The sequence below is a fragment of the Pseudomonas sp. PLB05 genome (genome assembly GCF_021106615.1).
Classification (GTDB): domain Bacteria; phylum Pseudomonadota; class Gammaproteobacteria; order Pseudomonadales; family Pseudomonadaceae; genus Chryseomonas; species Chryseomonas benzopyrenica.
Genome location: NZ_JAJOHO010000001.1, coordinates 886592 through 912748 on the forward strand (window position 1 = coordinate 886592; position 26157 = coordinate 912748).

Genomic DNA, 26157 nt, shown 5'->3' on the forward strand with positions numbered 1-26157 from the left:
ACCATGGCAGCTCTCGAACTCAAAAGCGTACGCAAGACCTACGGCAACGCCGCCCAGGAAGCCCTCAAGGGCATCGACATCCGCATCGACGCCGGGCAGTTCCTCATCCTGGTCGGACCCTCCGGCTGCGGCAAATCCACCCTCATGAACGCCATCGCCGGCCTCGAAGACATCAGCAGCGGCGCCATCTGCCTGGACGGCGAGGACGTCACCCAGGTCGAGCCCAAGGACCGGGATATCGCCATGGTGTTCCAGTCCTACGCTCTCTACCCGACCATGACCGTGCGCGAGAACATCGCCTTCGGCCTGAAGATCCGCAAGACGCCCAGGGAGCAGATCGACGCCGAGGTGGCGCGCGTGGCCAAGCTGCTGCAGATCGAGCACCTGCTGGAGCGCAAGCCGGCGCAGCTCTCCGGTGGCCAGCAGCAGCGGGTGGCCATGGGTCGCGCCCTGGCGCGCCGGCCCAAGCTCTATCTGTTCGACGAGCCGCTGTCCAACCTCGACGCCAAGCTGCGGGTGGAGATGCGCACCGAGATCAAGCTGATGCACCAGCGCCTGCAGACCACCACCGTCTACGTCACCCATGACCAGATCGAAGCCATGACCCTGGGCGATCGGGTCGCGGTGATGAAGGATGGCGAGGTGCAGCAGTTCGGCACCCCCGAGGAGATCTACAACAACCCGGCCAATCTCTTCGTCGCCAGCTTCATCGGCTCGCCACCCATGAACTTCGTGCCGGTGCGCCTGGAAGCGCGCGAGGGCAGGGTGGTCGCCCGCGTCACCGGCGATACCGGCGACAGCCAGGTGGACTTGCCGGAACTGGATCCTGCGCTGGCTGGCCGAGAGGCTATCCTTGGGGTGCGTCCGGAGCAGATCCAGTCGGCGCATCCGGCGGACAACGCAGTGCCAGGCATCCTGACGCGGATCCAGGTGGTCGAGCCGACCGGCCCGGACACCCTGCTGTACGCCGAATGGAACGGCACCAAGGTCTGCTGCCGAGTCGCGCCGGGCGAGGCGCCGCGGGCCGGCGACCAGGTGCTGTGGCGGATCGATTCGCGACGGGCGGTGCTGTTCGATCCAGCCAGCGGTCGCCGACTTTCTTGAACGGAGTTCATGGCTGAAACGTTACAGCAGTGGTAAGGTCCGCCCGCCGCCGCGCCTGAGGTCGGGTTGCGGCCTTACCAAAGGCTCGGGATCGACTCCCGGCTGCCGTGACAGACAGGAGAACAAGAATGGCACTACCCCGCGTTGTGGTCTTTGGCGAAGCCCTCACCGACATCGTCCAGGGTAATCCTGGCGAATGGCGGGGTTATCCAGGCGGCGCCCCCTGGAACGTGGCGCGTGGCCTGGCCCGGCTGGGCGTGACAAGCGCCTTTGGTGGTGCCATCAGTCAGGATGGCCTGGGTGACGAGATCGCCTGGCAATCGGAAACCGCCGGCCTCGATACCCGCTTCCTGCAGCGCGTCGCTGCCGATCCCCTGGTGGCCATCGTGCCGTCGAGCCGCCCACCACGCTATTTCTTCGCGGGCGAAGCCGATCTGCAATTCGATCCGGCGCTGCTGCCCGAAGGCTGGCTGGAGGCCGCCGAAGTCTGCCATTTCAGCTGCATCAGCCTGGCCCGCTATCCGCTGGCCGATACCCTGCTGGACCTGGCGCGCCAGGCCAAGGCCGCTGGCAAGCGCCTGAGCTACGATCCCAACTGGCGCAACCTCATGGACGATCGCTATCGCCAGCAGACCTTTCCCGAACTGGTGCGCCTGGCCGACGACATCAAGCTGTCCGACGAAGACATCCGCCAGATCTATCCGGGCCTGGACGAGCGCGCCGCGCTGGACGAATTGCGCGCCCTCAATCCACAGGCCCGCATTCTCTTCACCCGTGGCGAGCACGGCCTGGTGCTCTATACCCCGGACGGCAAATGGCAGCAGCCCGCCATCGCCGTGGACGTCGTCGATACCGTGGGCGCCGGCGATGCCTCCATGGCCGGCTGGCTGGCCTCGGGCCTGCTGGGCCTGACCGACCTGCAGCAGCGCCTGAGATTCGCCGCGGCCAGTGCCTCGGTGTCCTGCCGCCATGCCGGCGCCTATGCGCCGACCCGTGCCGATGTCGAAGCCCTGCTGCAGGTGAGCCCTCACTAGACCGCTTTCCCACAACAACAATAGCCGCCAAGGAAACCCGATGGACTTCCCCGATTTTCGTCGTCGCGACACCCTGCTGGAACACGTCCGCCACACCCTGGCGTTCTACCATCCCCGCTGTGTCGATCCCCAAGGCGGCTTCTATCACTTCTTCAAGGACGACGGGACGGTCTACGACCGCCAGACCCGCCATCTGGTCTCCAGTACCCGCTTCGTCTTCGATTTCGCCATGGCCTACCGGCACTATGGCGATCCGGCCTACCTGGATGCGACCCGTCATGGCCTGAGGTACCTGCGCGAGCGGCATCGCCAGGCCAACGGCGGCTATGCCTGGCTGCTCGACGGCGACATCGTGGTAGATGGCACCAATCACTGCTACGGCCTGGCCTTCGTGGTGCTGGCCTATGCTCATGGCCTGCTCGCCGGGATCGAGGAAGCGCGTGGCTGGCTGAGCGAAGCCTGGGAATCCCTGGAGACCCATTTCTGGCGTGAAGCCGATGGCCTCTACGTCGACGAGATCAGCGCCGACTGGCAGACCGTGGCGCCGTATCGCGGCCAGAACGCCAACATGCACGCCTGCGAAGCCCTGCTGGCCGCCTTCGAAGCCAGCGGCGAGACGCGCTACCTGGACCGCGCCGAGACCCTGGCCCGCAACATGACCCAGCGCCAGGCGGCCTTGACCCAAGGGCAGGGCGGGGTGGCCGACGAGGTCCCCGGTGGCCTGGTCTGGGAGCACTACCACAGCGACTGGTCCATCGACTGGGACTACAACCGCGACGATCCGGCCAACCTGTTCCGGCCCTGGGGCTTCCAGCCCGGGCACCAGATCGAATGGGCCAAGCTGCTGCTGATCCTCGAGCGCCATCGCCCCCAGCCCTGGCTGCTTCCGCGCGCCCAGGCGCTGTTCGATATCTCCTGGCGCCTGAGCTGGGATGGCGAGCACGGCGGTCTCTACTATGGCTTCGCCCCGGATGGCTCACCCTGCGATCCGGACAAGTATTTCTGGGTGCAGGCCGAGGCCCTGGCCGCCGCGGCGCTGCTGGCCGAGCGCAGTGGCGAGGCCCACTATTGGGAACACTATGAGGCGCTCTGGCGCTACAGCTGGACGCATTTCATCGATCACGAGCACGGCGCGTGGTGGCGCCTGCTCGACCGTCGGAACCACAAGTACTCCGACGACAAGAGTCCGGCCGGCAAGGTCGACTACCACACCATGGGTGCCTGTTACGAAGTCCTCAACGTCCTGCCGTAAGAGCCTGTTCAGAGTCTCGCGAGCTAGAGCCAAACCAGGCGAAAAGGGCTGAGGAAGCGGAGTTTACGAGTGGTAAATGAGCATTCCGAAGCCCTTTTCAACGCCGTTTGGCCGACGCGCAGCAGACTTTGAATAGGTTCTAAGTATTAGAGACGCGGGTTTCGGGCCCAGGGTGTCATCACTTCAATAAAAAGGGATCTCAGTAATGAACAAGCAAAATCACAAGAATCGTCCGGGGCGCGCACTGCCCCTGGTATCGCTGCTGGCCCTGGCGGTCGCCGCGGGTGCCCAGGCGGCGCCCCAGGCCAATCCGGGTGGCAACTTCAGTGGCGTCAACAACACCGAGGCCGCCTTCGAGCCGCTGGGCAACACCATGACCGGTGACTGGGGTGGCGTGCGCAAGGACCTGCGCGACAAGGGCTGGGACATCAAGCTCGAATACGTGGGCGAGGGCGCGACCAACCTGCGTGGCGGCTACGACGACGATCGCACCGGGCGCTGGAGCTCGCAGTACATGTTTGGCCTGTGGGGCGACATGAACAAGATCGCCGGTTGGGAAAACTCGGTGTTCAAGCTGGCCATCACCTCCCGTGACGGCCGCAACCTCACCGACGACCGCATCACCGATCCGCGCGTCGGCGGCTACTCCTCGGTGCAGGAAGTCTATGGCCGTGGCCAGACCTGGCGTCTGACCCAGCTGTGGCTGTCCAAGGGCTTCTTCGACGGTCGCCTGGATATCAAGGCCGGTCGCTTCGGCGAAGGCGAGGACTTCAACTCCTTCGAGTGCGACTTCCAGAACCTGGCGTTCTGCGGTTCCCAGGTCGGTAACTGGGAAGGCATCTGGTACAACTGGCCGGTCAGTCAGTGGGCCCTGCGCGTCAAGTACAGCCTGACCCCCGAGTTGTTCGTCCAGGTTGGGGCCTACGAGCAGAATCCGTCGCTGCTGGAAACCGGCAACGGCTTCAAGCTCAACAGCAGCGGCACCAAGGGTGCGGTCCTGCCGGTGGAAATGGTCTGGTCGCCCAAGGTCAACGGCCTGCCGGGCGAATACCGCGTCGGCTACTACTACAGCACTGCCGATGCCAACGACGTCTACGAAGACGTCAACGGCAACTCCGCGGCCCTCACCGGGCTGGACTACAAGGAGCACTCCAGCAAGCACGGCTACTGGGTCGTGGCCCGTCAGCAGATCACCGCGCACAACGATGACCCGAGCCGTGGCCTGTCAGTATTCGCCAACTTCACCGCCCACGCTAAGGACGTCAACAAGGTCAGCAACTACGTCCAGGCCGGCCTGGTCTACAAGGGCCCCTTCGACGGTCGTCCCAAGGATGACATCGGCTTCGGCATCGCGCGCATCAGTACCAACAGCGACTTCCGCGACAATCAGCGTGCCCTCAACCAGGCCGCCGGTGCCACCGACTACGACGATCCGGCCTTCACGCCGCTGCAGCACAACGAGTACGACGCCGAGATCTACTACGGCGTGCACGTGACCAACTGGCTGACCGTGCGCCCCAACCTCCAGTACATCAAGAGCCCGGGTGGCGTGCGTGAAGTCGACAATGCCGTGGTGGGTGGCCTGAAGGTTCAAGCGGTTTTCTAAATCGCCCCCATAGTCCGCCATCCTGCCCGATGGCGCTGGACAGGGCCCTGCAGTCGTTATACTGCAGGGCCTTTTTCATTTCCGAGGTTGCCGTGGGTAAGGTCGAAAGTCCCTGCATCAGCCAGTGCAAGATCAAAGACGACGTCTGCCAGGGATGTGGCCGCAAACGCTCAGAGATCAAGGGATGGAAAGAGCTGAAGGACCGCGAGCGCAAGGAAGTCATCGACAAGTCGAAGAAGCGCCTGAAGAAACTCAAGAAGGGCTGATGCGTTCCTGACGGCACCGTAGGTTGGGTTGAGCGCAGCGAAGCCCAACGTTGCCCAGGCTGACTCCGCGTTGTTGGGCTTCGACGATAAAGCCGTCTCAGCCCAACCTACGGCGCTGATCGCGGCCATAGGCCGCTCCTACAGGTTAGCTCCGTACTTGTAGGAGCGGCCCATGGCCGCGATTGCCAATGCCGGAAACGCATGCCTAATCAATAGGTATACGCTGAACGCGTTACTTCCCCTCCACCTCATCCAGCAATCCCATGAACGCCTGGGCCGCATTCGAATGGGTGCGCTCCGTATGCAGGATGTACCCTAGCCGTCGCTCCAGCTGTATCCCCGGCAGCGGCAGCCGGCGCACCTGGTCGTCCAGCAGGGTCCGCGGCAGCACGCTCCAGGCCAGGCCGATGGACACCAGCATCTTGATGGTCTCCAGGTAATTGGTGCTCATGGCGATATTGGGTGTCAGCCCCTGGGCATCGAAGAGCCCATGCACGATCAGCCGGGTAAATGTATTGCCTCCGGGAAACACCGCCGGATGCCGCGCCACGTCGGCTAGGGTCACCTCTGCCTGATTCGCCAGCGGATGTTCGGGCGCCGCCACGAAATCCAGCGGATCTTTCCACACCGGCACCGCCTTGATCGGCGCCGCGGTCTGGGGCGCCAAGGTAATGATCGCCAACTCCACCCGCCCATGCAGAATCTCGTCGTAGGCGGCTTCCGAATCGAGAAAGCGGATATCCAGCGCCACCTCGGGATATTCCCGGGTAAAGCGCCTGAGGATCGGCGGCAACCGGTGCAGGCCGATGTGGTGACTGGTCGCCAGCGTCAGCCGGCCACCGATGGCACCATTGAGATTGGTCAGCGCCCGCCGGGTGTCATCGATCACGCCGAGAATCTGATAGGCGCGGGGGAGCAGGGCACGTCCGGCCTCGGTCAGGCTGACCTCGCGCCCGATGCGGTCGAACAGCCGCAGCCCCAGCTGCAGCTCCAGTGCGGCGATGCGCTTGCTGATCGCGGGCTGGGTCAGGTGCAGGCGCTCGCCAGCGTCGGAAAAGCCGCCGGTTTCGGCAATGGCGACAAAGGCATTGAGATTGGCGAGGTCCAAGACGTCGAATTCCTATTGGTTATGCGCTTCATGAAAAAGATGAATTTGTTTCATGCGAGCCTAGCGCGGTATCTTTGACCCCACAAGCACCAAGGGCATGCAAAGGCCCGTGCCGTTCCACGCCTGATGAGGAATCCATCCATGGCTGGCAAGACGCTCTACGACAAACTCTGGGATATGCATCTGGTCAAGCAGCGCGACGACGGTTCGGCGCTGCTCTACATCGACCGCCACATCATCCACGAAGTGACCTCGCCCCAGGCCTTCGAAGGCCTGCGTCTGGCCGGCCGCAAACCCTGGCGCCTCGACGCCAACCTCGCGACCCTCGACCACAACGTGCCCACCACCCCGGACCGCAAGGAAGGCCTCGACTCCATCAAGGACGAGACCTCGCGCATCCAGGTCCGCACCCTGGACGAGAACTGCGACGACTTCGGTATCACCCAGTTCAAGATGAACGACGTCCGCCAGGGCATCGTTCACGTCATCGGCCCGGAGCAGGGCGCCGTGCTGCCCGGCATGACCGTGGTCTGCGGTGACTCCCACACTTCCACCAACGGCGCCTTCGCCGCTCTGGCCCATGGCATCGGCACCTCCGAGGTCGAGCACGTGCTCGCCACCCAGTGCCTGGTGGCCAAGAAGATGAAGAACATGTTGGTGAAGGTGGAAGGCGACTTGCCCTTCGGCGTGACCGCCAAGGACATCGTTCTCGCCATCATCGGCAAGATCGGCACCGCCGGCGGTAACGGCCATGCCATCGAATTCGCCGGCAGCGCCATTCGCGCCCTGTCCATGGAAGGGCGCATGACCATCTGCAACATGTCCATCGAGGCCGGTGCCCGGGTGGGCATGGTGGCGGTGGACCAGACCACCATCGACTACGTCGAGGGTCGTCCCTTCGCGCCCACCGGCGCCGTCTGGGAGGCCGCCGTGGCCGAGTGGCGTGGCTTGGTATCCGATGCCGATGCCCACTTCGATACCGTGGTCGAGCTCGACGCCACCCAGATCAAGCCGCAGGTCAGCTGGGGCACCTCGCCCGAGATGGTCCTGGCCGTCGACCAGCAGGTGCCGGATCCGACCCGCGAAGCCGATCCGGTCAAGCGCGGTTCCATCGAACGCGCCCTGAAATACATGGGCCTCAAGGCCAACCAGCCGATCACCGACATCGTGCTCGATCGCGTCTTCATCGGCTCCTGCACCAACTCTCGCATCGAGGACCTGCGCGCCGCCGCCGCCGTGGCCAAGGGCCGCAAGGTCGCGGCGACCCTCAAGCAGGCACTGGTGGTGCCGGGCTCCGGTCTGGTCAAGGCCCAGGCCGAGCGCGAAGGCCTGGACAAGGTGTTCATCGAAGCCGGCTTCGAGTGGCGCGAGCCGGGCTGCTCCATGTGCCTGGCGATGAACGCCGACCGCCTGGAGAGTGGCGAGCACTGCGCCTCCACCTCCAACCGCAACTTCGAAGGCCGGCAAGGCGCCGGTGGCCGTACCCACCTGGTGAGCCCGGCCATGGCCGCCGCCGCTGCCATCGCCGGTCGTTTCGTCGACGTCCGCGACTTCGCCACCGCCTGAGGAGCCTGACCATGCAAGCCTTTACCCAGCACACCGGTTTGGTCGCACCCCTGGATCGCGCCAACGTCGATACCGACCAGATCATTCCCAAGCAATTCCTCAAGTCGATCAAGCGCACCGGCTTCGGCCCGAACCTGTTCGACGAGTGGCGCTATCTGGACGTCGGCCAACCTGGCCAGGACAACAGCAAGCGCCCGCTCAACCCCGAGTTCGTGCTCAACCAGCCGCGCTATGCCGGCGCCAGCATCCTGCTGGCCCGGGAAAACTTCGGTTGCGGTTCCAGCCGCGAACACGCGCCCTGGGCGCTGGATGGCTACGGCTTCCGTTCGGTGATCGCGCCCAGCTTCGCTGACATCTTCTTCAACAACAGCTTCAAGAACGGCCTCTTGCCGATCATCCTCAGCGATGCCGACGTCGACGAGCTGTTCCGCCAGGTCGAAGCCAGCGAGGGCTACCAGTTGGTGGTCGATCTCGAGAGCCAGACCGTGCGCCGTCCCGATGGTGTGGCGCTGTCCTTCGAGATCGATGCCTTTCGCAAGCACTGCCTGCTCAATGGCCTGGACGACATCGGCCTGACCCTGCAGGATGCCGACGCCATCGGGAGTTTCGAAGCCCGCTATCGCCAGAGCAGTCCCTGGATGTTCCCCAGCGCCTGAACCCCGTCGCCGGCCCTCAAGGTCGGCGCTCTTTCCGGAGGCTCCATGAGCGGTGACCACGAGCAACACGTACAGCAGCAATTCGGCGCCACCGCCGAGGCCTACCTGACCAGCACCGTCCATGCCCAGGGCGCCGAACTCGCCGAATTGCGTGACGCCGTGGCCCAGCGCGAAGGCGCTAAGGTGCTGGATCTCGGGTGCGGTGGCGGTCACGTCAGCTACAACGTGGCGCCGGTGGCCGGCCAAGTGGTCGCCCTGGATCTGGCCGAGGAAATGCTTTCGGTGGTCAAGCGCACCGCCGCCGAGCAGGGCCTGGACAACATCAGCGTCCAGCCCGGCATGGCCGAGCACTTGCCCTTCGGCGACGCCAGCTTCGACTTCGTCTTCAGCCGCTATTCGGCGCACCACTGGCGCGACATCGGCGCGGCCCTGCGCGAAGTGCGCCGTGTGCTGCGACACGGTGGCGAAATGGCCATCATCGACGTGGTCTCGCCGGCCAACCCGCGCCTGGACACCTACCTGCAGACGGTGGAGATCCTGCGCGACATCAGCCATGTGCGTAACTACTCCCTGGCCGAGTGGCACCGCCTGCTGGACATGGCGCGCCTCGGCGTGACCCGCTGCCGTCGCCAGCGCCTGCGCCTGGACTTCGCCAGCTGGACCGGGCGCATGCGTACGCCCGAGCCGCAGTGCCAGGCCATCCGCAGCCTGCAGAACAAGATCGGTCAGGAAGTCCGCCAGTATTTCGAAATCGACCGCGACGGCTCCTTCAGCGTCGACGTCATGGTTCTCTGGGCCCAGCCCATCTGATTTGGAACAGGAAAAGACAATGAGCAAGCAGATCCTCATCCTGCCGGGCGACGGCATCGGTCCGGAAATCATGGCCGAGGCGGTCAAGGTGCTCGAAGCGGTCAACCGCGACCATGACCTCGGCTTCGAGCTGGTCCATGACGACCTGGGTGGCGCCGCCATCGATCGCTACGGCGTGCCTCTGGCCGACGAGACCCTGGCGCTTGCCCGCGCCGCCGATGCCGTACTGCTGGGCGCCGTGGGTGGTCCCAAGTGGGACAAGCTCGAGCGCGACATCCGTCCCGAGCGCGGTCTGCTGAAGATCCGTTCCGCCCTGGGCCTGTTCGGCAACCTGCGTCCGGCCATCCTCTATCCGCAACTGGCCGAGGCCTCGACCCTCAAGCCGGAAGTGGTCTCCGGCCTGGACATCCTCATCGTCCGTGAGCTGACCGGCGGCATCTATTTCGGCTCGCCGCGCGAGACCCGGGTGTTGGAGAACGGCGAACGCCAGGCCTTCGACACCCTGCCGTACAGCGAAGGCGAGATCCGCCGCATCGCCCGCGTCGGCTTCGACATGGCCCGTCTGCGCGGGAAGAAACTGTGCTCGGTGGACAAGGCCAACGTCCTCGAATCCAGCCGCCTGTGGCGCGAAGTGGTGGAGGAGGTGGCCAAGGACTATCCCGACGTCGAACTCAGCCACATGTACGTCGACAACGCCGCCATGCAGCTGGTCCGGGCACCCAAGCAGTTCGACGTCATCGTCACCGACAACATGTTCGGCGACATCCTCTCCGACGAAGCCTCGATGCTGACCGGCTCCATCGGCATGCTGCCCTCGGCATCCCTGGATGCCCACAACAAGGGCATGTACGAGCCCTGCCACGGCTCGGCGCCCGACATCGCCGGCCAGGGCGTCGCCAACCCGCTGGCCACCATCCTCTCGGTGGCCATGATGCTCAGATACACCTTCGGCGCCGCCGCGGCGGCCGAGGCTATCGAGGCGGCGGTGGGCCAGGTGCTGGATCAGGGCCTGCGGACCGGCGACATCTGGTCGGAAGGCAAGCAGCGGGTGGGTACCCGCGAGATGGGCGAAGCAGTAGTAGCGGCGCTCGTTAGGCGTTAATCTGATCGGCCGCCAGGGGAGGCGGCCGTCCTCCAAGACAACAAAGGTGCAGTAGCGATGAAACGTGTAGGTCTGATCGGTTGGCGTGGCATGGTGGGCTCCGTGCTCATGCAACGCATGCTCGAAGAGCGGGATTTCGACTTGATCGAGCCCGTGTTCTTCACCACTTCCAACGTCGGCGGCGAAGGCCCGGCCATTGGCAAGGGCGTGGCGCCGCTCAAGGACGCCTACAGCATCGACGAGCTCAAGACCCTCGACGTCATCCTCACCTGCCAGGGCGGCGACTACACCTCCGAGGTGTTCCCCAAGCTGCGCCAGGCCGGTTGGAAAGGCTACTGGATCGACGCGGCTTCCAGTCTGCGCATGCAGGATGACGCCGTCATCGTGCTGGACCCGGTCAACCGTCGCGTCATCGACCAGGCCCTGGCCGATGGCCGCAAGGACTTCATCGGCGGTAACTGCACCGTCAGCCTGATGCTGATGGCCCTGGGCGGGCTGTTCGAAGCCGGTCTGGTGGACTGGATGAGCGCCATGACCTACCAGGCGGCCTCCGGCGCCGGTGCCCAGAACATGCGCGAACTGATCCGCCAGATGGGCGCGACCCACGCTGCCGTCGCCGACAGCCTGGCCGATCCGGCCAGCGCCATCCTCGACATCGACCGCCAGGTCGCCGAGACCCTGCGTAGCGAAGCCTTCCCCACCGAGCAATTCGGCGTTCCCCTGGCCGGCAGCCTGATCCCCTGGATCGACAAGGAACTGCCCAACGGCCAGAGCCGCGAGGAATGGAAGGCCCAGGCCGAGACCAACAAGATCCTCGGACGCTTCAAGAATCCCATCCCGGTGGACGGCATCTGCGTGCGCATCGGCGCCATGCGCTGCCACAGCCAGGCGTTGACCATCAAGCTCAACAAGGACGTGCCGCTGTCCGACATCCACGGCCTGATCAGCCAGCACAATCCATGGGTCAAGCTGGTGCCGAACAACCGCGACGTCAGCATGCGCGATCTGACGCCGGCTGCCGTGACCGGAACCCTGAGCGTACCGGTCGGCCGGCTGCGCAAGCTGAACATGGGTTCCCAGTACCTGGGCGCCTTCACCGTTGGCGACCAGCTGCTGTGGGGTGCTGCGGAGCCGCTGCGGCGCATGCTGCGGATCCTGCTCGAACAGTGAGCTGACGGTTAAACGTTTGCTTAGGGAGGAGGGCCGCCAGTAAAGTGCGGCCCTCTTTCGTTGCGGACCGTCCCCATCATGACTGCCAGAGATATCGCCCTCATCGGCGCCACCAGTGCCCATGGCGAAGCCATTCGCGAACTCCTCGACGAGCGCGACGTGCCCCTCGGCCGGCTGCACCTGCTCGCCAGTGGTGAGTCGGCAGGTCAGAATCTGCCGTTCCGAGGCAGCAACCTGCGCGTCACCAGCGTTGACGGCTTCGATTTCGCCCAGGTCGGCATCGTCATCCTCGCCGTACCAGCCACCGTGGTGGAAGGTCTCAGGCCGCAACTCACCGCCGCCGGTTGCGCCGTGCTGGATCTCAGTGGCGCCTCGGCCGCGCGCTCCGTCCTGCCCCGGATCAACGGCGAGCGTCTGGACAATCTCTCTGCCGCCGCCTGGCTCGGGGTGCCCCTGGCTGCCACCCAGGCGGCCGCCAGCGTGGCAGCGGTGCTCGCTCGCCTCAATACCCTAGGTGACGCTTCCTTGACCGCCTGCCTGGCGGCGTCCGGCGCTGGCCGTGGCGGCGTCGAGGAATTGGCGCGTCAGGCCACCGAACTGCTCAATGGCCGGCCAGTTGAGGCACGGCTGTTCGAGGGCCAGCTGGCCTTCAATCTGCTAGGTCGCACCGGTGCGCCGGCCGCGGATGGCTATACTGCCCAGGAACATCGCCTGCTGGACGAATGTGAGCAGGTGCTGGGCGAGACCTTGCCGGTACTGGATGTCACCGCACTGCAGGCGCCGGTGTTCTTTGGCGACAGCCTGGCGCTGAGCCTGAGGGCCCGGGCGCCCTGGCAACTGGAGCAGGTGCTGGAAGCCCTAGGGGACGAGCCGGGCCTGGCGCTCGACGAAGAGCTCGATTGTCCGTCCGCGGTAGGCGATGCCCTGGGGCGGGAAGAGGTGTTGGTAGGGCGCGTCCGACTGCATCCACGGGATGCTCGACGACTGGAGTGTTGGCTGGTGGCGGACAACGTCAGATTATCGGCGCTCACAGCCGTTCAGCTGGCCGAATTGTTGCTTAAACAGTCGGCCTAAAAGATACTTCGTGAAATGCTTCGCCCTTTTGGCTTGAGCAAAGGGGTGGTGGACATGGCACGCAGCGATGGACACAGGCGCCCGCACGGTGGCGCGATCGACAGCTTCTAAAAAGGGACGGTCATGGTTCGAGTTCAGAAACTGGTGCGGGCAATTGCAGCGGCGAGCGCCTTGATGTCTGGCGCGGCCCAGGCCCTCAGCCTGGGGGAGATCCACCTCAATTCCGCCCTCAATCAGCCCTTCGATGCCACCATCGATCTGTCGGACCTGCGCGACCTTGGCGCCGCCGAATTGCGCCCCAATCTGGCCTCCGCCGAGGATTTCGGCAAGGCTGGGGTGGACCGCGCCTTCTTTCTCAACGATCTCAAGTTCACGCCGGAGGTGCGCAATGGGCGCACCGTCATCCGCGTGACCTCGGCGCGCCCGGTGCGCGAGCCCTATCTCAACTTCCTGCTCGAAGTAAACTGGCCGAGTGGCCGGATCCTGCGCGAGTACACGGTGCTGCTGGATCCGCCGCTCTATACCCCCCAGGCCGCGGCAGCGCCGTTCGCACCTCAGGTCCCAGCCGCACCGCGGGCGCGCACCACCTCGCCGAGTGCGCCGCGTCCGGCCACGCCCCCTGCCGCGCCGGCGCCGAGCGTGACCCAGGCGCCTGGCACCTACACCACCGAGCGGCGCGATACCCTCTGGGAAGTGGCGGCGCGCAATCGCCCGGCGTCCAGCGTCACCGTCGATCAGACCATGCTGGCGATCCAGGACCTGAATCCCGACGCCTTCATCGATCGCAACATCAACCTGATGAAAAGCGGCCAGGTGCTGCGCCTGCCCGATCAGGCCCAGGCCGGCGCGCGGCCCCAGCGCGAGGCGGTGGCCGAGATCGCCCGCCAGACCCGCGCCTGGAAGCAGGGTGGCGACAGCGCCTCCGCGGGGACGCCACGCCGGCAGGTAGATGCATCGACCCAGCCGAGTGGCAACGAGACGTCGACACCCGCCGCGCCCAAGGACAACCTCAAGCTGCTCTCCGGTCAGCCCTCCGGTCGCGCCGGCGAGTCCGCCGGTGGCAAGGGCGGTGACCAGGCCCTGGCCGATCGCCTGGCGGTGACCCAGGAGAGCCTGGACACCACCCGCCGCGAGAACGAAGAACTCAAGAGCCGCCTCGGCGATCTGCAGTCGCAGCTCGACAAGCTGCAGAAGATCATGCAGCTCAAGGACGCCCAACTGGCGCGGATGCAGGCCAACATGGCCAATCCCCAGGCCGCGGGCCAGCCGGCCCAGCCGCCGGCATCGCCTGGAGCCGCGGCTCCGGTCACGCCCGCGCCGGCCGAGAACACCGCCACGCCGGCGCCTCAGGAGCCGGCGGCGACGACCCCGGCCACTCCAGCCGAGGGCACCCCCGCACCGACCACCACGCCGCCCGCCAGCGAGGCAGGTACCGGCGCGGCACCGCCCGCTGCCAGCGAGCCCAAGGTCATTCCGGTCACGCCAAGCACCCCGGCGACCGAACCGACCGAGGCGACCAACAGCTTCCTCGACGAGATCCTCAGCAACCCGCTGTGGCTCGGCATCATCGGCGGCAGCGCCTTGCTGGCGCTGCTGGTCCTGCTGATGATCAACTCGCGTCGCAATGCGGTGAAGGAGGCCGAGCGTGAGCGTGACGCCGAAGCCGCGCGCAACGATACGGTGTTCGAGGCGGATCCCGAGCTTGGCGACCACCACGCACTCGCCGGCCTGGAATTGGGGCAGGGTACCCAGGACAGCGCGCAGGACGCCGACGCCCAGGACGACGCCCTGGGTCAGGCCGACATCTACATGGCCTATGGTCGCTTCAGTCAGGCGGCCGAGGTGCTCAAGAAGGCCAGCGACCAGGAGCCCCATCGCGCCGATCTGCGCCTCAAGCTCATGGAAGTCTATGCCGAGATGGGCGACAAGGATGGCTTCCAGCGCGAGGAGCGCGAACTCAAGGAGATCGGTGGCGCCCAGCCGGCGGTCGAGCACCTGAAGTCGCGCTATCCGGCAATGGCCACCGTGGCGGTGGCCTCGGCTGCAGTCGGGGCGGCTGCCCTGGCCGCCGCCCACGAACTGAGCGAGGAGCAGACCCGCAATCAGGGTTTCTCGGCCACCGAGGACAGCCAGGACTTCGATCTGTCCCTGGATGACTTCGGCAGCGAGGACACCCAGTCGAATCAGCCGGCTGGTCCGGTCGAGGAGCCGCTGTTTGGCGAAGCCTTCGCCGATGCTCAGGCCAAGGCCGCCGACTCCCGCGACGATTTCGACTTCGATCTCAATTTCGATGCCGAACCCACGGCTACCTCGGCGACCACTCCGGCCGCCAAGGACGACGACTTCGCCCTGGACTTCAGCGAATTCGAGCGGCAGGGCGATCCGGTACAGGACGAGCCGATCGAGCGTTCGAACGCTAGTTCGGCCTTCGACGAGCCGCTGGATGCGCCCGCCACGCGGACCGCCGACGCCGAGCTGCCAGCAAGTTTCGACCTGTCCGATTTCGACGACGAGCAGCCGGCGCCCAAACGCGAAAGCGACGAAGAATTCGCCGCCCGCCTGCAGGAGGCCTCGCGCCAGTTCGATGCCGAGACCACCAGCGGCACGGCTGGTAGCGACGGTCTGGACGACTTCGACTTCCTCTCCGGTGAAGACGAGACCGCCACCAAGCTGGACCTGGCGCGCGCCTACATCGACATGGGCGATCCCGAGGGTGCCCGGGACATCCTCGATGAGGTGCTGGCCGAGGGCAATGCCGGACAACAGCAGGAAGCGCGGGAGATCATCGCCCAGCTCAGCTGACCGCGGCCGGACTTGGCAGAGGAGGGGAGGCGCTATAAGCTGCCTCCCCTTTTTTTCGCCTGGCCGTCGCCTTGGATTTTCTAGACCCCACCATCATCGTTCCGCCCCAGCGCATTGCGCTCGGCGTGGAGTACAAGGGTGCGCGCTATCGCGGTTGGCAGCGCCAGCAGCCGGGCGTGCGCTCCGTCCAGGAGACCCTGGAAGACGCTCTGTCCGAGGTCGCCGCGGCGCCCATCGCGCTGCACTGCGCCGGGCGTACCGACTGTGGGGTACACGCCACCGGCCAGGTGGTGCATTTCGAATCCCCCGTCGCGCGGCCGCTCAAGGCCTGGGTGATGGGCACCAACGCCAATCTGCCGTCCGACATCAGCGTCACCTGGGTCAAGCCGGTCAGCAACGAGTTCCACGCCCGTTTCAGCGCCATGGCACGGCGTTATCGCTACGTGATCTACAACGACCCGATCCGGCCCGCCCACCTCGCCGAGGAGGTCACCTGGAATCATCGTCCGCTGCGCATCGAGCCCATGCGCGAGGCGGCCCAGGTGCTGCTCGGCACCCACGACTTCACCTCCTTTCGGGCCAAGGCCTGCCAGGCCAAGTCGGCGATCAAGACCATCCACCACCTGCGTCTCTGGCAGAGCGGGCGGCTGATCGTCCTCGACATCCGCGCCAATGCCTTCCTGCACCACATGGTGCGCAACATCGCCGGGGTGCTGATGGCGGTGGGCTGTGGCGAGCGGCCGGTGGAGTGGGTGAGCGAGGTCCTGGCGGCGCGGGAGCGACGGCTGGGTGGCGTTACCGCCCATCCCTATGGCCTCTACCTGGTGGACGCCGAATATCCCGAAAGCACGCCCGTGCCCAAGCGGCCGCTGGGTCCGCTGTTCCTGGGGCATATCCCCGAGCTGGATGACCCCCAAGGCTGACGCTGCGCGGGTGGTCTGCTAACATCCATCGATTTGGAACGAGGTCATTCCGGTTTGGCTAACGTTCGAGTGAAGATCTGCGGGATCACCCGGGTCGAGGATGCGCTGGCCGCCGCGGCTGCCGGCGCCGATGCCATCGGCCTGGTGTTCTATGCGCGCAGCCCGCGCGCGGTGAGCGCTGCCCAGGCGCGTCAGATCGTGGCGGCGCTGCCGCCCTTCGTGACCACCGTCGGGCTCTTCGTCGATGCCTCGCCCTGCGAGATCGAGGAGACGCTGGATGCCGTGCCCCTGGATCTCCTGCAATTCCACGGCGACGAGACGCCGGCGCAATGCGCCCGTTACCGCCGTCCCTATATCAAGGCTCTGCGCATGCGCGAGGACATCGACCTCGTCGCCATCGCCGGTGACTACGCCGGCGCCCGCGGCTTGCTGCTCGATACCTATGTCGCCGGCGTGCCTGGGGGGACCGGTCAGGCCTTCGACTGGACGCGGGTACCGCAGGAACCCTCGCTGCCGCTGATCGTGGCGGGCGGGCTGGACGCGGGCAACGTCGCCACGGCCATCGCCGCGTCCCGGCCCTATGGCGTGGACGTGAGCGGCGGCGTAGAGCAGGCCAAGGGCATCAAGGATGCCGCCGAGATCGCGCGTTTCGTGGCGGCCGTGCGAGGTGCCGCGGTCGCCTGATGTGACCCTCGTCAGGTGGTCGCCGTCCACACCTGCGACATATTCAAGCGGATCCGCCCCTGGTGGGTCTGCCGTCCGGCTCCCAGGGGGCCGGCATGCGACAACAGGGTAGCAGCCCGGGATACAGCGGGCGCTGCCGAACCTATTACAGATGCTCAAGGAAGGCGTGGCCCAGGCCGCGCTGGGAGCCCATGCAAGTGGAGAGAGATGCATGAGCAATTGGCTGGTCGACAAACTGATTCCTTCCATCATGCGGTCCGAGGTGAAGCGCAGTTCGGTGCCGGAAGGTCTTTGGCACAAGTGTCCGGCCTGCGAAGCGGTCCTCTACCGTCCGGAGCTGGAAAAGAACCTGGACGTGTGCCTGAAGTGCGGTCACCACATGCGTATCAACGCGCGTCGCCGCCTGGACATCTTCCTCGACGCCGAAGGTCGTGAAGAGCTGGGCACCGAGCTGGAGCCGGTGGACCGGCTGAAATTCCGGGACAGCAAGAAGTACAAGGATCGCTTCACTGCAGCACAGAAGGAAACCGGCGAGAAAGACGCCCTGATCTCCATGCGTGGCACCCTCAAGGGCATGCCGGTGGCGGTCTGCGCCTTCGAATTTTCCTTCATGGGTGGCTCCATGGGCGCCGTGGTCGGCGAGCGTTTCGTGCGCGCGGCCAACGTGGCCCTGGAACAGCGCTGCCCGCTGATCTGCTTCTCCGCCTCCGGTGGTGCGCGGATGCAGGAAGCCCTGATCTCCCTGATGCAGATGGCCAAGACCTCCGCGGTGCTGGCGCGCCTGCGCGAAGAGGGCATCCCCTTCATCTCGGTGCTGACCGATCCGGTTTACGGTGGCGTCTCCGCCAGTCTGGCGATGCTGGGTGACGTCATCGTCGCCGAGCCCAAGGCGCTGATCGGCTTTGCCGGCCCGCGCGTGATCGAGCAGACCGTGCGCGAAAAGCTGCCGGAAGGCTTCCAGCGCAGCGAATTCCTGCTGGAGCATGGCGCCGTCGACCTCATCGTGTCGCGCAAGGAACTGCGTGATCGCCTGGCGCGTCTGCTGGCGACCTTCCAGCACCAGCCGGTTCCGGCGGCCTGATGGCTGCGCGCAGCCTCGCGCAGTGGCTGGCCTATCTCGAGCAGCTGCATCCGTCGGCGATCGACATGGGCTTGGACCGGGTGCGCGAGGTCGCGCAGCGGCTGGGCCTGACCCGGCCGGCCCCGCGGGTGGTGACCGTGACCGGCACCAACGGCAAGGGCTCCACCTGTGCCTTTCTCGCCAGCCTGCTGCGCGCCAGCGGGCAGCGGGTGGGCGTCTATGCCTCGCCGCATCTGGTGCGCTACAACGAGCGCGTCGACGTGGACGGCACCCTCGCCAGCGATAGCGAGCTCTGCACCGCCTTCGCCGCGGTGGAAGCCGCGCGGGGCGAGATCAGCCTGACCTATTTCGAAGTGGGTACCCTGGCCGCCTTCTGGCTGTTCGAGCGCGCCCGGCTGGACGTCGCCGTTCTCGAAGTCGGTCTGGGCGGGCGCCTGGATGCGGTCAACCTGATCGACGCCGATCTGGCATTGGTTACCAGCATCGGCCTGGATCACGCCGAATGGCTGGGCGATACCCGCGAGAGCGTCGCCGTGGAAAAGGCCGGGATCTTCCGCGCTGGCAAGCCGGCCCTCTGTGGCGATCTGCAGCCGCCCGCGCCGCTGACCGCAGCCGCCGAACGCCTGGGTGCCCCCTTGCTGCTGCGCGGGGAAGCCTTCGATCTGCAGATCGAGAGCGCCAGCTGGTTCTGGCGTGGGCGCGATGCCCAGGGCAATGACTTGGCGCTGCCGGGCCTGCCGCTGCTGGATCTGCCCATGGAAAATGCCGCTCTGGCCCTGCAGGCCTACGCCTTGCTCGACCAGCCCTGGCTGCCGGAGCGGATCGCGGTGGCGCTCCAGGCCACGCGCATGACCGGTCGGCTCGATCGTCGCCAGGTCGAGCGGGCAGGGAAAGCCCTCAATGTCCTGCTGGACGTGGCCCACAATCCCCACGCCGCCGAGTACCTGGCCCGGCGCCTGGCGATGAAGCCGGTCGCCGGCGTGCGGCGTGCGGTGTTCGGCGTCCTGGCCGACAAGGACCTGGATGGCATCCTGGCGCCCCTGGCAGCGCTGTTCGCCGACTGGGCGGTGGCGAGTCTGCCGACCCCGCGCAGTCGCGACGGCGCCGAGGTGGCCGCCATCCTGAGGGCGCAGGGTGCCCGGGCCGAGGCCCATGCTTCGCTGCTGTCGGCCTTCGAAGCCCAGCTGGCGGCCAGTTCGGCAGCCGACGAGGTGGTGGTGTTCGGCTCCTTCTACAGCGTCGCCGAGGTCCTCGCGCAGCTCTCTTCCCTATCCGAATCCGCGGAGGCATAACCCATGCTCAAGCAAAGAGTCATAGGCGCGCTGGTACTGCTGGCGCTGATCATCATCTTCGTACCCATGCTCTTCAATCGCCAGGACGACGCCCGCAAGGTAGCGGTCGAGGCGCCGCCCCAGCCGGCCGCGCCCACCGTGCCCAGTACCGAGGTTCAGCCGGTGCAGACGCCCGAGGCGCCGCCGGTGGTGGTGGTGCCGGACGAGCCGGCCAAGCCGCTCGGCAAGCCGCAGACGCCCATCGCCGGTACCTCCGGTCAGGCGCCGGCGCAGAATGCCCCGGTGACGGCGCCGCCGCCCCAGCCTGCCGCGCCGGTCGCCAAGGCGCCTGCCACCCCTGCGCCCGTGGCCAGTGCTCCCGTGGCACCGACGGCTACCCCGGCGCCGGCGGCCAAGCCGGACTCGCGCCTGGGCGCGGCCAACCTGCCCAACAGCTGGTCGGTGCAGCTCGCCAGTCTGTCGTCCCGGCCAAGCGCCGATGCCCTGCAGGCCAAGCTGCGCAGCCAGGGCTACAACGCCTACGTGCGGACTGCCGATGGCATGAATCGCGTCTTCGTCGGGCCGGTGATAGAGCGCAGTGAGGCGGATCGCCTGCGCGATCAGCTCAACAAGCAGAATGGCGTCAAGGGTTTCGTCGTACGCTTTCAGCCGGAGCGCGGTTAACCCGGTCACAAGGCTCTGCTAGAATGCAGGGCCTTTTTGTAAGTGGACCTTGCCGTGGGCTTCACCTGGGTGGACTGGGCGATCGTCGCCGTCGTCATCGTTTCCTGCCTGATCAGTCTCAGGCGCGGCTTCGTCAAGGAAGCGTTGTCATTGGCCACCTGGATCGTGGCCGGTGGCGTGGCCTGGGTCTTCGGCGGGGCGCTGTCCAGCTACCTGGTCGACTATATTCAGGTGCCTTCCGGACGGGTGATCGCCGCCTGTGTCATTCTCTTCGTACTGACGCTGCTCGTTGGTGCCCTGGTGAGCTTCTTGCTTGGCGAATTGATCCGCGTCACCGGATTGTCGGGCACCGATCGCTTTCTCGGCATGGCCTTTGGCGCCGCCCGCGGTGCGCTGTTAATCACCGTGGCCGTGGGCCTGTTGAGCCTGGGGCCGGTCCAGCAGGATGGCTGGTGGCAACAGTCGGTGCTGGTTCCACATTTTCTTTTAGTGGCCGATTGGTCGAAGAATCTGCTGCTGGGCTTTGCCGGCCAATGGCTGGGCGCGACGCCCATGCCCAGTCTGCAATTGCTGCCGCAGCTGGGGCCCAAGGCTCCTTGAACGCTTTTCCAGGCCTCGCACTGCCGGGGTCATCCTGCGATGGTTCGCCGTCGCATCACTTGAAACAGTGGGGTCGCGTCACATGTGTGGCATCGTAGGTATCGTGGGCAAGACTAACGTCAACCAGTCGTTGTACGACGCGCTCACCGTCCTTCAACATCGCGGTCAGGATGCCGCCGGTATCGTCACCAGTCTGGACGGTAAACTCTTCCTGCGCAAAGACAACGGCCTGGTCCGCGATGTCTTCCAGCAGCGGCACATGCAGCACCTGGTCGGCCACATGGGCATCGGCCATGTGCGCTATCCCACCGCCGGCAGCTCCAGCTCCGCCGAGGCGCAGCCGTTCTACGTGAATTCGCCCTATGGCATCACCCTCGCGCACAACGGCAACCTGACCAACGTCGAGCAACTGTCCCGCGAGATCTACGAATCCGATCTGCGCCACGTCAACACCACCTCCGATTCCGAGGTGCTGCTCAACGTCTTCGCCCACGAGCTGGCGGTACGCAACAAGCTGCAGCCCACCGAGGACGACGTCTTCGCCGCGGTTTCCGAGGTTCATGAGCGTTGCCGTGGCGGTTACGCCGTGGTGGCCATGATCACCGGCTATGGCATCGTCGGCTTCCGCGATCCCAACGCCATCCGCCCCATCGTCTTCGGCCAGCGTCACACCGAATACGGCGTGGAGTACATGATCGCCTCCGAAAGCGTCGCCCTCGATGTACTCGGCTTCACCCTGATCCGCGACCTGGAGCCGGGCGAAGCGGTGTACATCACCGAGGACGGGCGTCTCTACACCCGCCAGTGCGCGCAGAATCCGCACTACGCGCCCTGTATCTTCGAGCACGTCTACCTGGCGCGCCCGGATTCCATCATCGACGGCATCTCGGTCTACAAGGCCCGCCTGCGCATGGGCGAGAAGCTCGCCGAGAAGATCCAGCGCGAGCGGCCCGAGCACGACATCGACGTGGTCATCCCGATTCCGGACACCAGCCGCACCGCGGCGCTGGAGCTGGCCAACCACCTGGGCGTCAAGTTCCGCGAGGGTTTCGTCAAGAACCGCTACATCGGCCGGACCTTCATCATGCCCGGCCAGGCCGCGCGCAAGAAGTCGGTGCGCCAGAAACTCAACGCCATCGAGCTGGAATTCCGCGGCAAGAACGTGATGCTGGTGGATGACTCCATCGTCCGCGGCACGACCTGCAAGCAGATCATCCAGATGGCCCGCGAAGCCGGCGCCAAGAAGGTCTACTTCTGCTCGGCGGCCCCGGCGGTGCGCTTCCCCAACGTTTACGGCATCGACATGCCCAGCGTGCACGAACTGATCGCCCATGGCCGCACCACCGAGGAGGTCGGCGAGCTGATCGGCGCCGACTGGCTGATCTACCAGGATCTACAAGACCTGCAGGAAGCCGTGCGTACCCGCAAGGCGCCCAAGGTTGAGCAGTTCGACTGCGCGGTGTTCGATGGCGAGTACATCACCGGCGACGTCGATGCCGCCTATCTGAATCGGATCGAGCAGGCGCGCAACGACGCGGCCAAGGGCAAGCACAAGGCGGTCAGCGCCATCATCGATCTCTACAACGACTAAGGAGCTGCACATGAGCCAAGACTGGGATGCCGGACGCCTGGACAGTGATCTCGAAGGTGCGGCCTTCGAGACCTTGGCGGTGCGGGCAGGGCAGCAGCGCTCGCCGGAAGGCGAGCATGGCGAAGCCCTGTTCCTGACCAGCAGCTATGTGTTCCGGACCGCCGCGGATGCCGCGGCGCGTTTCGCCGGCGAGGTGCCGGGCAACGTCTACTCGCGCTACACCAATCCCACGGTGCGTACCTTCGAGGCCCGCATCGCAGCCCTCGAAGGGGCCGAGCAGGCGGTGGCCACCGCCTCGGGCATGTCGGCCATCCTGGCCATGGTGATGAGCCTGTGCAGCGCCGGCGACCATGTGCTGGTCTCGCGCAGCGTGTTCGGCTCCACCATCAGCCTGTTCGAAAAGTACTTCAAGCGCTTCGGTATCGAGGTGGACTATCCGCCGCTGGCCGATCTCGATGCCTGGCAGGCGGCCTGCAAGCCCAATACCCGGCTGTTCTTCGTCGAGTCCCCGTCCAATCCCCTCGCCGAGCTGGTGGACATCGCCGCCCTGGCCGAGATCGCCCATGCCCAGGGCGCGCTGCTGGCAGTCGACAACTGCTTCTGCACCCCGGCGCTGCAAAAGCCGCTGGCGCTGGGTGCCGACATCGTCATCCATTCGGCGACCAAGTACATCGATGGCCAGGGCCGCGGCATGGGCGGCGTGGTCGCTGGCCGTGCCGAACAGATGAAGGAAGTGGTAGGCTTCCTGCGTACCGCCGGACCGACCCTGAGCCCCTTCAACGCCTGGCTGTTCCTCAAGGGTCTGGAGACGCTGAGGATCCGCATGCAGGCGCATAGCCAGACCGCACTGGAGCTGGCGCGCTGGCTGGAAGGCCAGTCCGGCGTCGAGCGGGTCCACTATGCCGGCCTGCAAAGCCATCCGCAGCATGAGCTGGCCTGCCGTCAGCAATCGGCCTTCGGCGCTGTGGTGAGCTTCGAGGTGGCTGGTGGGCGCGATGCTGCCTGGCGTTTCATCGATGCCACTCGGATGATTTCCATCACCACCAACCTGGGCGATACCAAGACCACCATCGCCCACCCGGCGACCACCTCGCATGGGCGGCTGTCGCCCGCCGAGCGCGCCAATGCCGGGATCAGCGACAGCCTGATCCGCATCGCCGTGGGTCTCGAAGACCTGGGTGACCTGCGCCAGGATCTGGCCCGCGGACTGGCGGCGCTATGAGTCTGACGTTCGCACCGGTAGAGCTGCGCGTCGCCCTGGTCACCGGCGCGGCGCGTGGGATCGGGCTGGGCATCGCCGCCTGGCTGGTAGCCGAAGGCTGGCGGGTAGTGGTGGCCGACATCGAGCAGGAGCGCGGCGCCAAGGTGGCTGCTGCCCTTGGCGAACGCGCCTTGTTCGTCGCCCTGGACGTGGCTGACGAGAGTCAGGTGGAGTCCGCCGTCGCCCAGGTGATCGGCCAGTTCGGTCGGCTGGACGCCCTGGTCAACAATGCCGGTCTCGCCACCGCCCAGGGCCAGCCGCTGGAAAGCCTGGCGCTGGCCGAGTGGCGCAAAGTGCTAGGGGTGAATCTGGACGGCCCCATGCTGATGGCCAAGCATTGCGCGCCCTATCTGCGCGAGCAGCAGGGCGCCATCGTCAACATCGCCTCGACTCGAGCCCGGCAGTCCGAGCCCCACAGCGAGGCCTATGCCGCGAGCAAGGGCGGATTGCTGGCCCTGACCCATGCCCTGGCCATCAGCCTGGGCCCGGAAGTGCGGGTGAATGCCCTCTGCCCGGGTTGGATCGATGCGCGCGATGCCCATGTCCGCGAAGCCGAGCCGCTGTCCGCCACCGACCATGAGCAGCATCCGGTCGGGCGGGTAGGGACGGTGGAAGATGTCGCGGCCTGCGTAGCCTGGTTGCTGAGCGGCAACGCCGGTTTCATCACTGGCGAGGCGATCACCCTGGACGGCGGCATGACCCGCAAGATGATCTATCGGGAATAGCGCCCGTAGAAAATAAAATTGGAAAAATCCTTGACGGATCAAGGGGCTACGAGGAGAATGCGCGTCACCCGAAGGGGATGGCTGATTAGCTCAGCTGGGAGAGCACCTGCATCACACGCAGGGGGTCGGCGGTTCGATCCCGTCATCAGCCACCAAACTCTTCGGGAAGTGTTCCGCAAGGTACACGCACTGCGCGGCGGTAGTTCAGTCGGTTAGAATACCGGCCTGTCACGCCGGGGGTCGCGGGTTCGAGTCCCGTCCGCCGCGCCATATGAGTTGTTTTGGGTCCTCTGAACTGCCCGAACGACGCAAGAGAAGCTGCCCTAGGGCAGCTTTTTTTGTGCCTGGAAAAAAGCCGTGCCTACCGTTTGCCGACAGACGTCGCGGCAAGTGCGTTTGGCCATGAGCGTCGGATGTCATAGCCCTTCATCAAGAACGGTTCCCCGCCGACTGAAAAGGCCGCACGGCCCGGCAAATCTCTCGCAACCTCTGCCGCCTCACCGGGCTACCGGCCGAGGGCTGTCTGGCCGAGGTGCGGGAAACCGTCGAGGGTCCGCTGCCGGAGAGGAACGACGGCGTTGGCGGCGCTTCGGCGGCTGCTACAGGACAGGCCGGTGGCCTCGTGCCGATCGCGAATTCCGCCACCCCCGACCTGAGACCGGCGCGGCTCCTCGTTGCTGGCGCTGGACGCCTGGCTGGCGCCCTTAGCGGGATCGATGTCCTCGGCCATCAGGACCTGTTCCGACGGCGCTAGCGCGCCGGGGCACCCAACTGGGCCGAGATGCGCGCCGTGGTGGCGAGCATCTGCTCGACGTACTCGGCCTTGAGGTCTTCACGAAAGCGGAAGCAGGGAAAGGAGACGCTCAGGCCGGCGATGACCTGGCCGAAGCGATCGCGGATCGGCGCCGCCAGGCACCTCATGTTGTCTTCGAATTCCTCGTGGTCCTCGGCGAAACCCAACGCGCGGACGCGTGCCAGTTCCGTCAGGTAGGCAGCCAGGCTGTCGAGGGTGTTGGGCGTGCGACGGACAAAGGTCTCCTGGGCGAGGATCTGTCGTACCTCGGCCTCCGGCCGCCAGGCCATCAGCACCTTGCCGATCCCGGTGCAATACAGCGGCGCCCGCCGCCCAATGCGCGAATACATGCGCAGGGTGTAGCGCGAGTCGAGCTTGTGCACATAGACGATGGCGCCCTCGTCGAAGATGCCGAGGTGGACGGTCTCGCCGGTGAGGTCGTTGAGCAAGCGCATGCCCGATTCGGCTTCGCGGACCAGTTCCAGCTGCGGCAGGGCGCGGGCGCCCAGTTCGAACAGCTTGACGCTCAGGCGGTAGCGGTCCTCGGCATCCTGGACCACATAGCCCAGGGCCTTGAGCGTCTGCAGGAAGCGGTGGACAGTGCTTTTCGACAGGTCCAGCTGCTGCGCCAGCTCCGAGACGCCGCAGTCGTCCTCGCGTTCGCCGAGGGCTTCCAGTACGGCCAGGGTACGTCCGACCGCACTGACCATGTCGTTGCCGAGAGAAGTCGATTTTTCCATGAGACCGCCGGTCGCCTATTTGGTGGAACAGTGTTCCATTCTGATTGACGGATGTGGGAATTGCCAGCAACACTGGGTCCATCAAAACGGAACACTGTCCCGAAAGTAGTTCGGCGGCGGTGACCGTCCCCTTCGGTGGTCCAGGTCGCCGGATCGAACAAGAACAATAGCCAGGTCCACAGTCATGATGCCCGTACGCCAGCCGCTGGTTGTCTCTTTGTCTTTTCGCGCTTTGATCAGACGCGGATCTTCGC

The 26157-nt window shown here is 65.9% G+C and carries 23 protein-coding genes and 2 tRNA genes; 23 read left to right on the forward strand and 2 right to left on the reverse strand.

The genetic code is table 11. From position 1 onward, the window contains the following. Nucleotides 1–3: 3 nt before the first annotated feature. The 5 genes from LRS53_RS04085 (at nucleotide 4) to LRS53_RS04105 (ending at nucleotide 5262) form a co-directional block, all read left to right on the forward strand. Complete coding sequence (locus LRS53_RS04085; protein WP_231355021.1) at nucleotides 4–1104, forward strand: ABC transporter ATP-binding protein; 1101 nt, start codon at nucleotides 4–6, stop codon at nucleotides 1102–1104. Nucleotides 1105–1232: 128 nt separating this feature from the next. Further along, nucleotides 1233–2138, forward strand: coding sequence for a carbohydrate kinase family protein (locus LRS53_RS04090; protein WP_231355022.1), 906 nt, complete (start codon nucleotides 1233–1235; stop codon nucleotides 2136–2138). Between the two features lie 40 nt (nucleotides 2139–2178). Further along, nucleotides 2179–3390 (forward strand): AGE family epimerase/isomerase, encoded by a 1212-nt coding sequence (locus LRS53_RS04095; RefSeq protein ID WP_231355023.1) that lies wholly within the window; start codon nucleotides 2179–2181, stop codon nucleotides 3388–3390. A gap of 205 nt (nucleotides 3391–3595) precedes the next feature. Then, nucleotides 3596–4996: a carbohydrate porin gene (locus LRS53_RS04100; protein ID WP_231355024.1), complete on the forward strand. Its 1401-nt coding sequence runs from the start codon at nucleotides 3596–3598 to the stop codon at nucleotides 4994–4996. A gap of 92 nt (nucleotides 4997–5088) precedes the next feature. Then, nucleotides 5089–5262: a DUF1289 domain-containing protein gene (locus LRS53_RS04105; protein ID WP_082900493.1), complete on the forward strand. Its 174-nt coding sequence runs from the start codon at nucleotides 5089–5091 to the stop codon at nucleotides 5260–5262. Nucleotides 5263–5494: 232 nt separating this feature from the next. Here the strand turns inward: LRS53_RS04105 and LRS53_RS04110 are convergent, their stop codons facing one another. Continuing rightward, a complete protein-coding gene (locus LRS53_RS04110) occupies nucleotides 5495–6370 on the reverse strand; it encodes a LysR family transcriptional regulator (RefSeq protein ID WP_231355025.1) in 876 nt (291 codons plus the stop codon). 141 nt (nucleotides 6371–6511) lie between these two features. Here LRS53_RS04110 and leuC point away from each other — a divergent pair, with 141 nt between their 5' ends. The 18 genes from leuC (at nucleotide 6512) to LRS53_RS04200 (ending at nucleotide 24640) form a co-directional block, all read left to right on the forward strand. Then, on the forward strand, nucleotides 6512–7936 hold the full coding sequence (leuC, locus tag LRS53_RS04115) for a 3-isopropylmalate dehydratase large subunit (RefSeq protein ID WP_064309568.1): 1425 nt from the start codon (nucleotides 6512–6514) through the stop codon (nucleotides 7934–7936). An 11-nt stretch (nucleotides 7937–7947) separates the two neighbouring features. After that, nucleotides 7948–8592 (forward strand): 3-isopropylmalate dehydratase small subunit, encoded by a 645-nt coding sequence (gene leuD, locus LRS53_RS04120; protein WP_064309567.1) that lies wholly within the window; start codon nucleotides 7948–7950, stop codon nucleotides 8590–8592. A gap of 45 nt (nucleotides 8593–8637) precedes the next feature. Further along, complete coding sequence (locus LRS53_RS04125) at nucleotides 8638–9402, forward strand: class I SAM-dependent methyltransferase (RefSeq protein WP_017641298.1); 765 nt, start codon at nucleotides 8638–8640, stop codon at nucleotides 9400–9402. Nucleotides 9403–9421: 19 nt separating this feature from the next. Continuing rightward, nucleotides 9422–10504 (forward strand): 3-isopropylmalate dehydrogenase, encoded by a 1083-nt coding sequence (gene leuB, locus LRS53_RS04130; protein ID WP_231355026.1) that lies wholly within the window; start codon nucleotides 9422–9424, stop codon nucleotides 10502–10504. Nucleotides 10505–10561: 57 nt separating this feature from the next. Continuing rightward, nucleotides 10562–11674 (forward strand): aspartate-semialdehyde dehydrogenase, encoded by a 1113-nt coding sequence (gene asd / locus LRS53_RS04135; protein WP_007158663.1) that lies wholly within the window; start codon nucleotides 10562–10564, stop codon nucleotides 11672–11674. A gap of 78 nt (nucleotides 11675–11752) precedes the next feature. Further along, nucleotides 11753–12748, forward strand: a complete 996-nt coding sequence (locus tag LRS53_RS04140) for an aspartate-semialdehyde dehydrogenase (RefSeq protein WP_231355027.1) — start codon at nucleotides 11753–11755, stop codon at nucleotides 12746–12748. 123 nt (nucleotides 12749–12871) lie between these two features. Then, nucleotides 12872–15550, forward strand: a complete 2679-nt coding sequence (locus LRS53_RS04145; protein ID WP_231355028.1) for a FimV/HubP family polar landmark protein — start codon at nucleotides 12872–12874, stop codon at nucleotides 15548–15550. Between the two features lie 71 nt (nucleotides 15551–15621). Further along, entirely contained in the window at nucleotides 15622–16473 is an 852-nt protein-coding gene (gene truA, locus LRS53_RS04150; RefSeq protein WP_017641294.1) for a tRNA pseudouridine(38-40) synthase TruA, read from the forward strand. A 54-nt stretch (nucleotides 16474–16527) separates the two neighbouring features. After that, entirely contained in the window at nucleotides 16528–17157 is a 630-nt protein-coding gene (locus LRS53_RS04155) for a phosphoribosylanthranilate isomerase (protein ID WP_231355029.1), read from the forward strand. A 211-nt stretch (nucleotides 17158–17368) separates the two neighbouring features. Next, nucleotides 17369–18238, forward strand: coding sequence for an acetyl-CoA carboxylase, carboxyltransferase subunit beta (accD, locus tag LRS53_RS04160; RefSeq protein WP_017641292.1), 870 nt, complete (start codon nucleotides 17369–17371; stop codon nucleotides 18236–18238). Continuing rightward, on the forward strand, nucleotides 18238–19530 hold the full coding sequence (folC, locus tag LRS53_RS04165) for a bifunctional tetrahydrofolate synthase/dihydrofolate synthase (protein ID WP_231355030.1): 1293 nt from the start codon (nucleotides 18238–18240) through the stop codon (nucleotides 19528–19530). The genes accD and folC overlap by 1 nt, the downstream gene beginning before the upstream one ends. A gap of 3 nt (nucleotides 19531–19533) precedes the next feature. Further along, a complete protein-coding gene (locus tag LRS53_RS04170) occupies nucleotides 19534–20193 on the forward strand; it encodes an SPOR domain-containing protein (RefSeq protein ID WP_017641290.1) in 660 nt (219 codons plus the stop codon). Nucleotides 20194–20247: 54 nt separating this feature from the next. Then, complete coding sequence (locus LRS53_RS04175; protein WP_231355031.1) at nucleotides 20248–20793, forward strand: CvpA family protein; 546 nt, start codon at nucleotides 20248–20250, stop codon at nucleotides 20791–20793. An 82-nt stretch (nucleotides 20794–20875) separates the two neighbouring features. Further along, nucleotides 20876–22384 (forward strand): amidophosphoribosyltransferase, encoded by a 1509-nt coding sequence (gene purF, locus LRS53_RS04180; protein WP_017641288.1) that lies wholly within the window; start codon nucleotides 20876–20878, stop codon nucleotides 22382–22384. A gap of 10 nt (nucleotides 22385–22394) precedes the next feature. After that, the gene (locus tag LRS53_RS04185; protein WP_231355032.1) at nucleotides 22395–23606 is read left to right on the forward strand and encodes an O-succinylhomoserine sulfhydrylase; all 1212 of its coding nucleotides are present in this window, start codon (nucleotides 22395–22397) and stop codon (nucleotides 23604–23606) included. Continuing rightward, entirely contained in the window at nucleotides 23603–24370 is a 768-nt protein-coding gene (locus LRS53_RS04190) for an SDR family oxidoreductase (protein ID WP_231355033.1), read from the forward strand. Before LRS53_RS04185 ends, LRS53_RS04190 begins: the two co-directional genes overlap by 4 nt. Nucleotides 24371–24449: 79 nt before the next feature. Further along, nucleotides 24450–24525 (forward strand) — tRNA-Val (locus tag LRS53_RS04195). Nucleotides 24526–24563: 38 nt separating this feature from the next. Beyond that, nucleotides 24564–24640: transfer RNA gene (locus LRS53_RS04200), tRNA-Asp, on the forward strand. A 480-nt stretch (nucleotides 24641–25120) separates the two neighbouring features. Here LRS53_RS04200 and kdgR read toward each other — a convergent pair. After that, nucleotides 25121–25903, reverse strand: coding sequence for a DNA-binding transcriptional regulator KdgR (gene kdgR / locus LRS53_RS04205; protein ID WP_026083874.1), 783 nt, complete (start codon nucleotides 25901–25903; stop codon nucleotides 25121–25123). Nucleotides 25904–26157 lie beyond the last annotated feature (254 nt).

Excerpts from the sequence above, each read along its gene's own strand:
- LRS53_RS04170 (WP_017641290.1), top strand. The coding sequence starts at position 19,534 with ATGCTCAAGCAAAGAGTCATAGGCGCGCTGGTACTGCTGGCGCTGATC.
- LRS53_RS04140 (WP_231355027.1), top strand. The coding sequence starts at position 11,753 with ATGACTGCCAGAGATATCGCCCTCATCGGCGCCACCAGTGCCCATGGC.
- LRS53_RS04085 (WP_231355021.1), top strand. The coding sequence starts at position 4 with ATGGCAGCTCTCGAACTCAAAAGCGTACGCAAGACCTACGGCAACGCC.
- LRS53_RS04125 (WP_017641298.1), top strand. The coding sequence starts at position 8,638 with ATGAGCGGTGACCACGAGCAACACGTACAGCAGCAATTCGGCGCCACC.
- leuB (WP_231355026.1), top strand. The coding sequence starts at position 9,422 with ATGAGCAAGCAGATCCTCATCCTGCCGGGCGACGGCATCGGTCCGGAA.
- leuD (WP_064309567.1), top strand. The coding sequence starts at position 7,948 with ATGCAAGCCTTTACCCAGCACACCGGTTTGGTCGCACCCCTGGATCGC.
- folC (WP_231355030.1), top strand. The coding sequence starts at position 18,238 with ATGGCTGCGCGCAGCCTCGCGCAGTGGCTGGCCTATCTCGAGCAGCTG.
- LRS53_RS04090 (WP_231355022.1), top strand. The coding sequence starts at position 1,233 with ATGGCACTACCCCGCGTTGTGGTCTTTGGCGAAGCCCTCACCGACATC.
- LRS53_RS04145 (WP_231355028.1), top strand. The coding sequence starts at position 12,872 with ATGGTTCGAGTTCAGAAACTGGTGCGGGCAATTGCAGCGGCGAGCGCC.
- purF (WP_017641288.1), top strand. The coding sequence starts at position 20,876 with ATGTGTGGCATCGTAGGTATCGTGGGCAAGACTAACGTCAACCAGTCG.
- accD (WP_017641292.1), top strand. The coding sequence starts at position 17,369 with ATGAGCAATTGGCTGGTCGACAAACTGATTCCTTCCATCATGCGGTCC.
- leuC (WP_064309568.1), top strand. The coding sequence starts at position 6,512 with ATGGCTGGCAAGACGCTCTACGACAAACTCTGGGATATGCATCTGGTC.
- LRS53_RS04095 (WP_231355023.1), top strand. The coding sequence starts at position 2,179 with ATGGACTTCCCCGATTTTCGTCGTCGCGACACCCTGCTGGAACACGTC.
- LRS53_RS04190 (WP_231355033.1), top strand. The coding sequence starts at position 23,603 with ATGAGTCTGACGTTCGCACCGGTAGAGCTGCGCGTCGCCCTGGTCACC.
- LRS53_RS04100 (WP_231355024.1), top strand. The coding sequence starts at position 3,596 with ATGAACAAGCAAAATCACAAGAATCGTCCGGGGCGCGCACTGCCCCTG.
- asd (WP_007158663.1), top strand. The coding sequence starts at position 10,562 with ATGAAACGTGTAGGTCTGATCGGTTGGCGTGGCATGGTGGGCTCCGTG.
- kdgR (WP_026083874.1), bottom strand. The coding sequence starts at position 25,903 with ATGGAAAAATCGACTTCTCTCGGCAACGACATGGTCAGTGCGGTCGGA.
- LRS53_RS04185 (WP_231355032.1), top strand. The coding sequence starts at position 22,395 with ATGAGCCAAGACTGGGATGCCGGACGCCTGGACAGTGATCTCGAAGGT.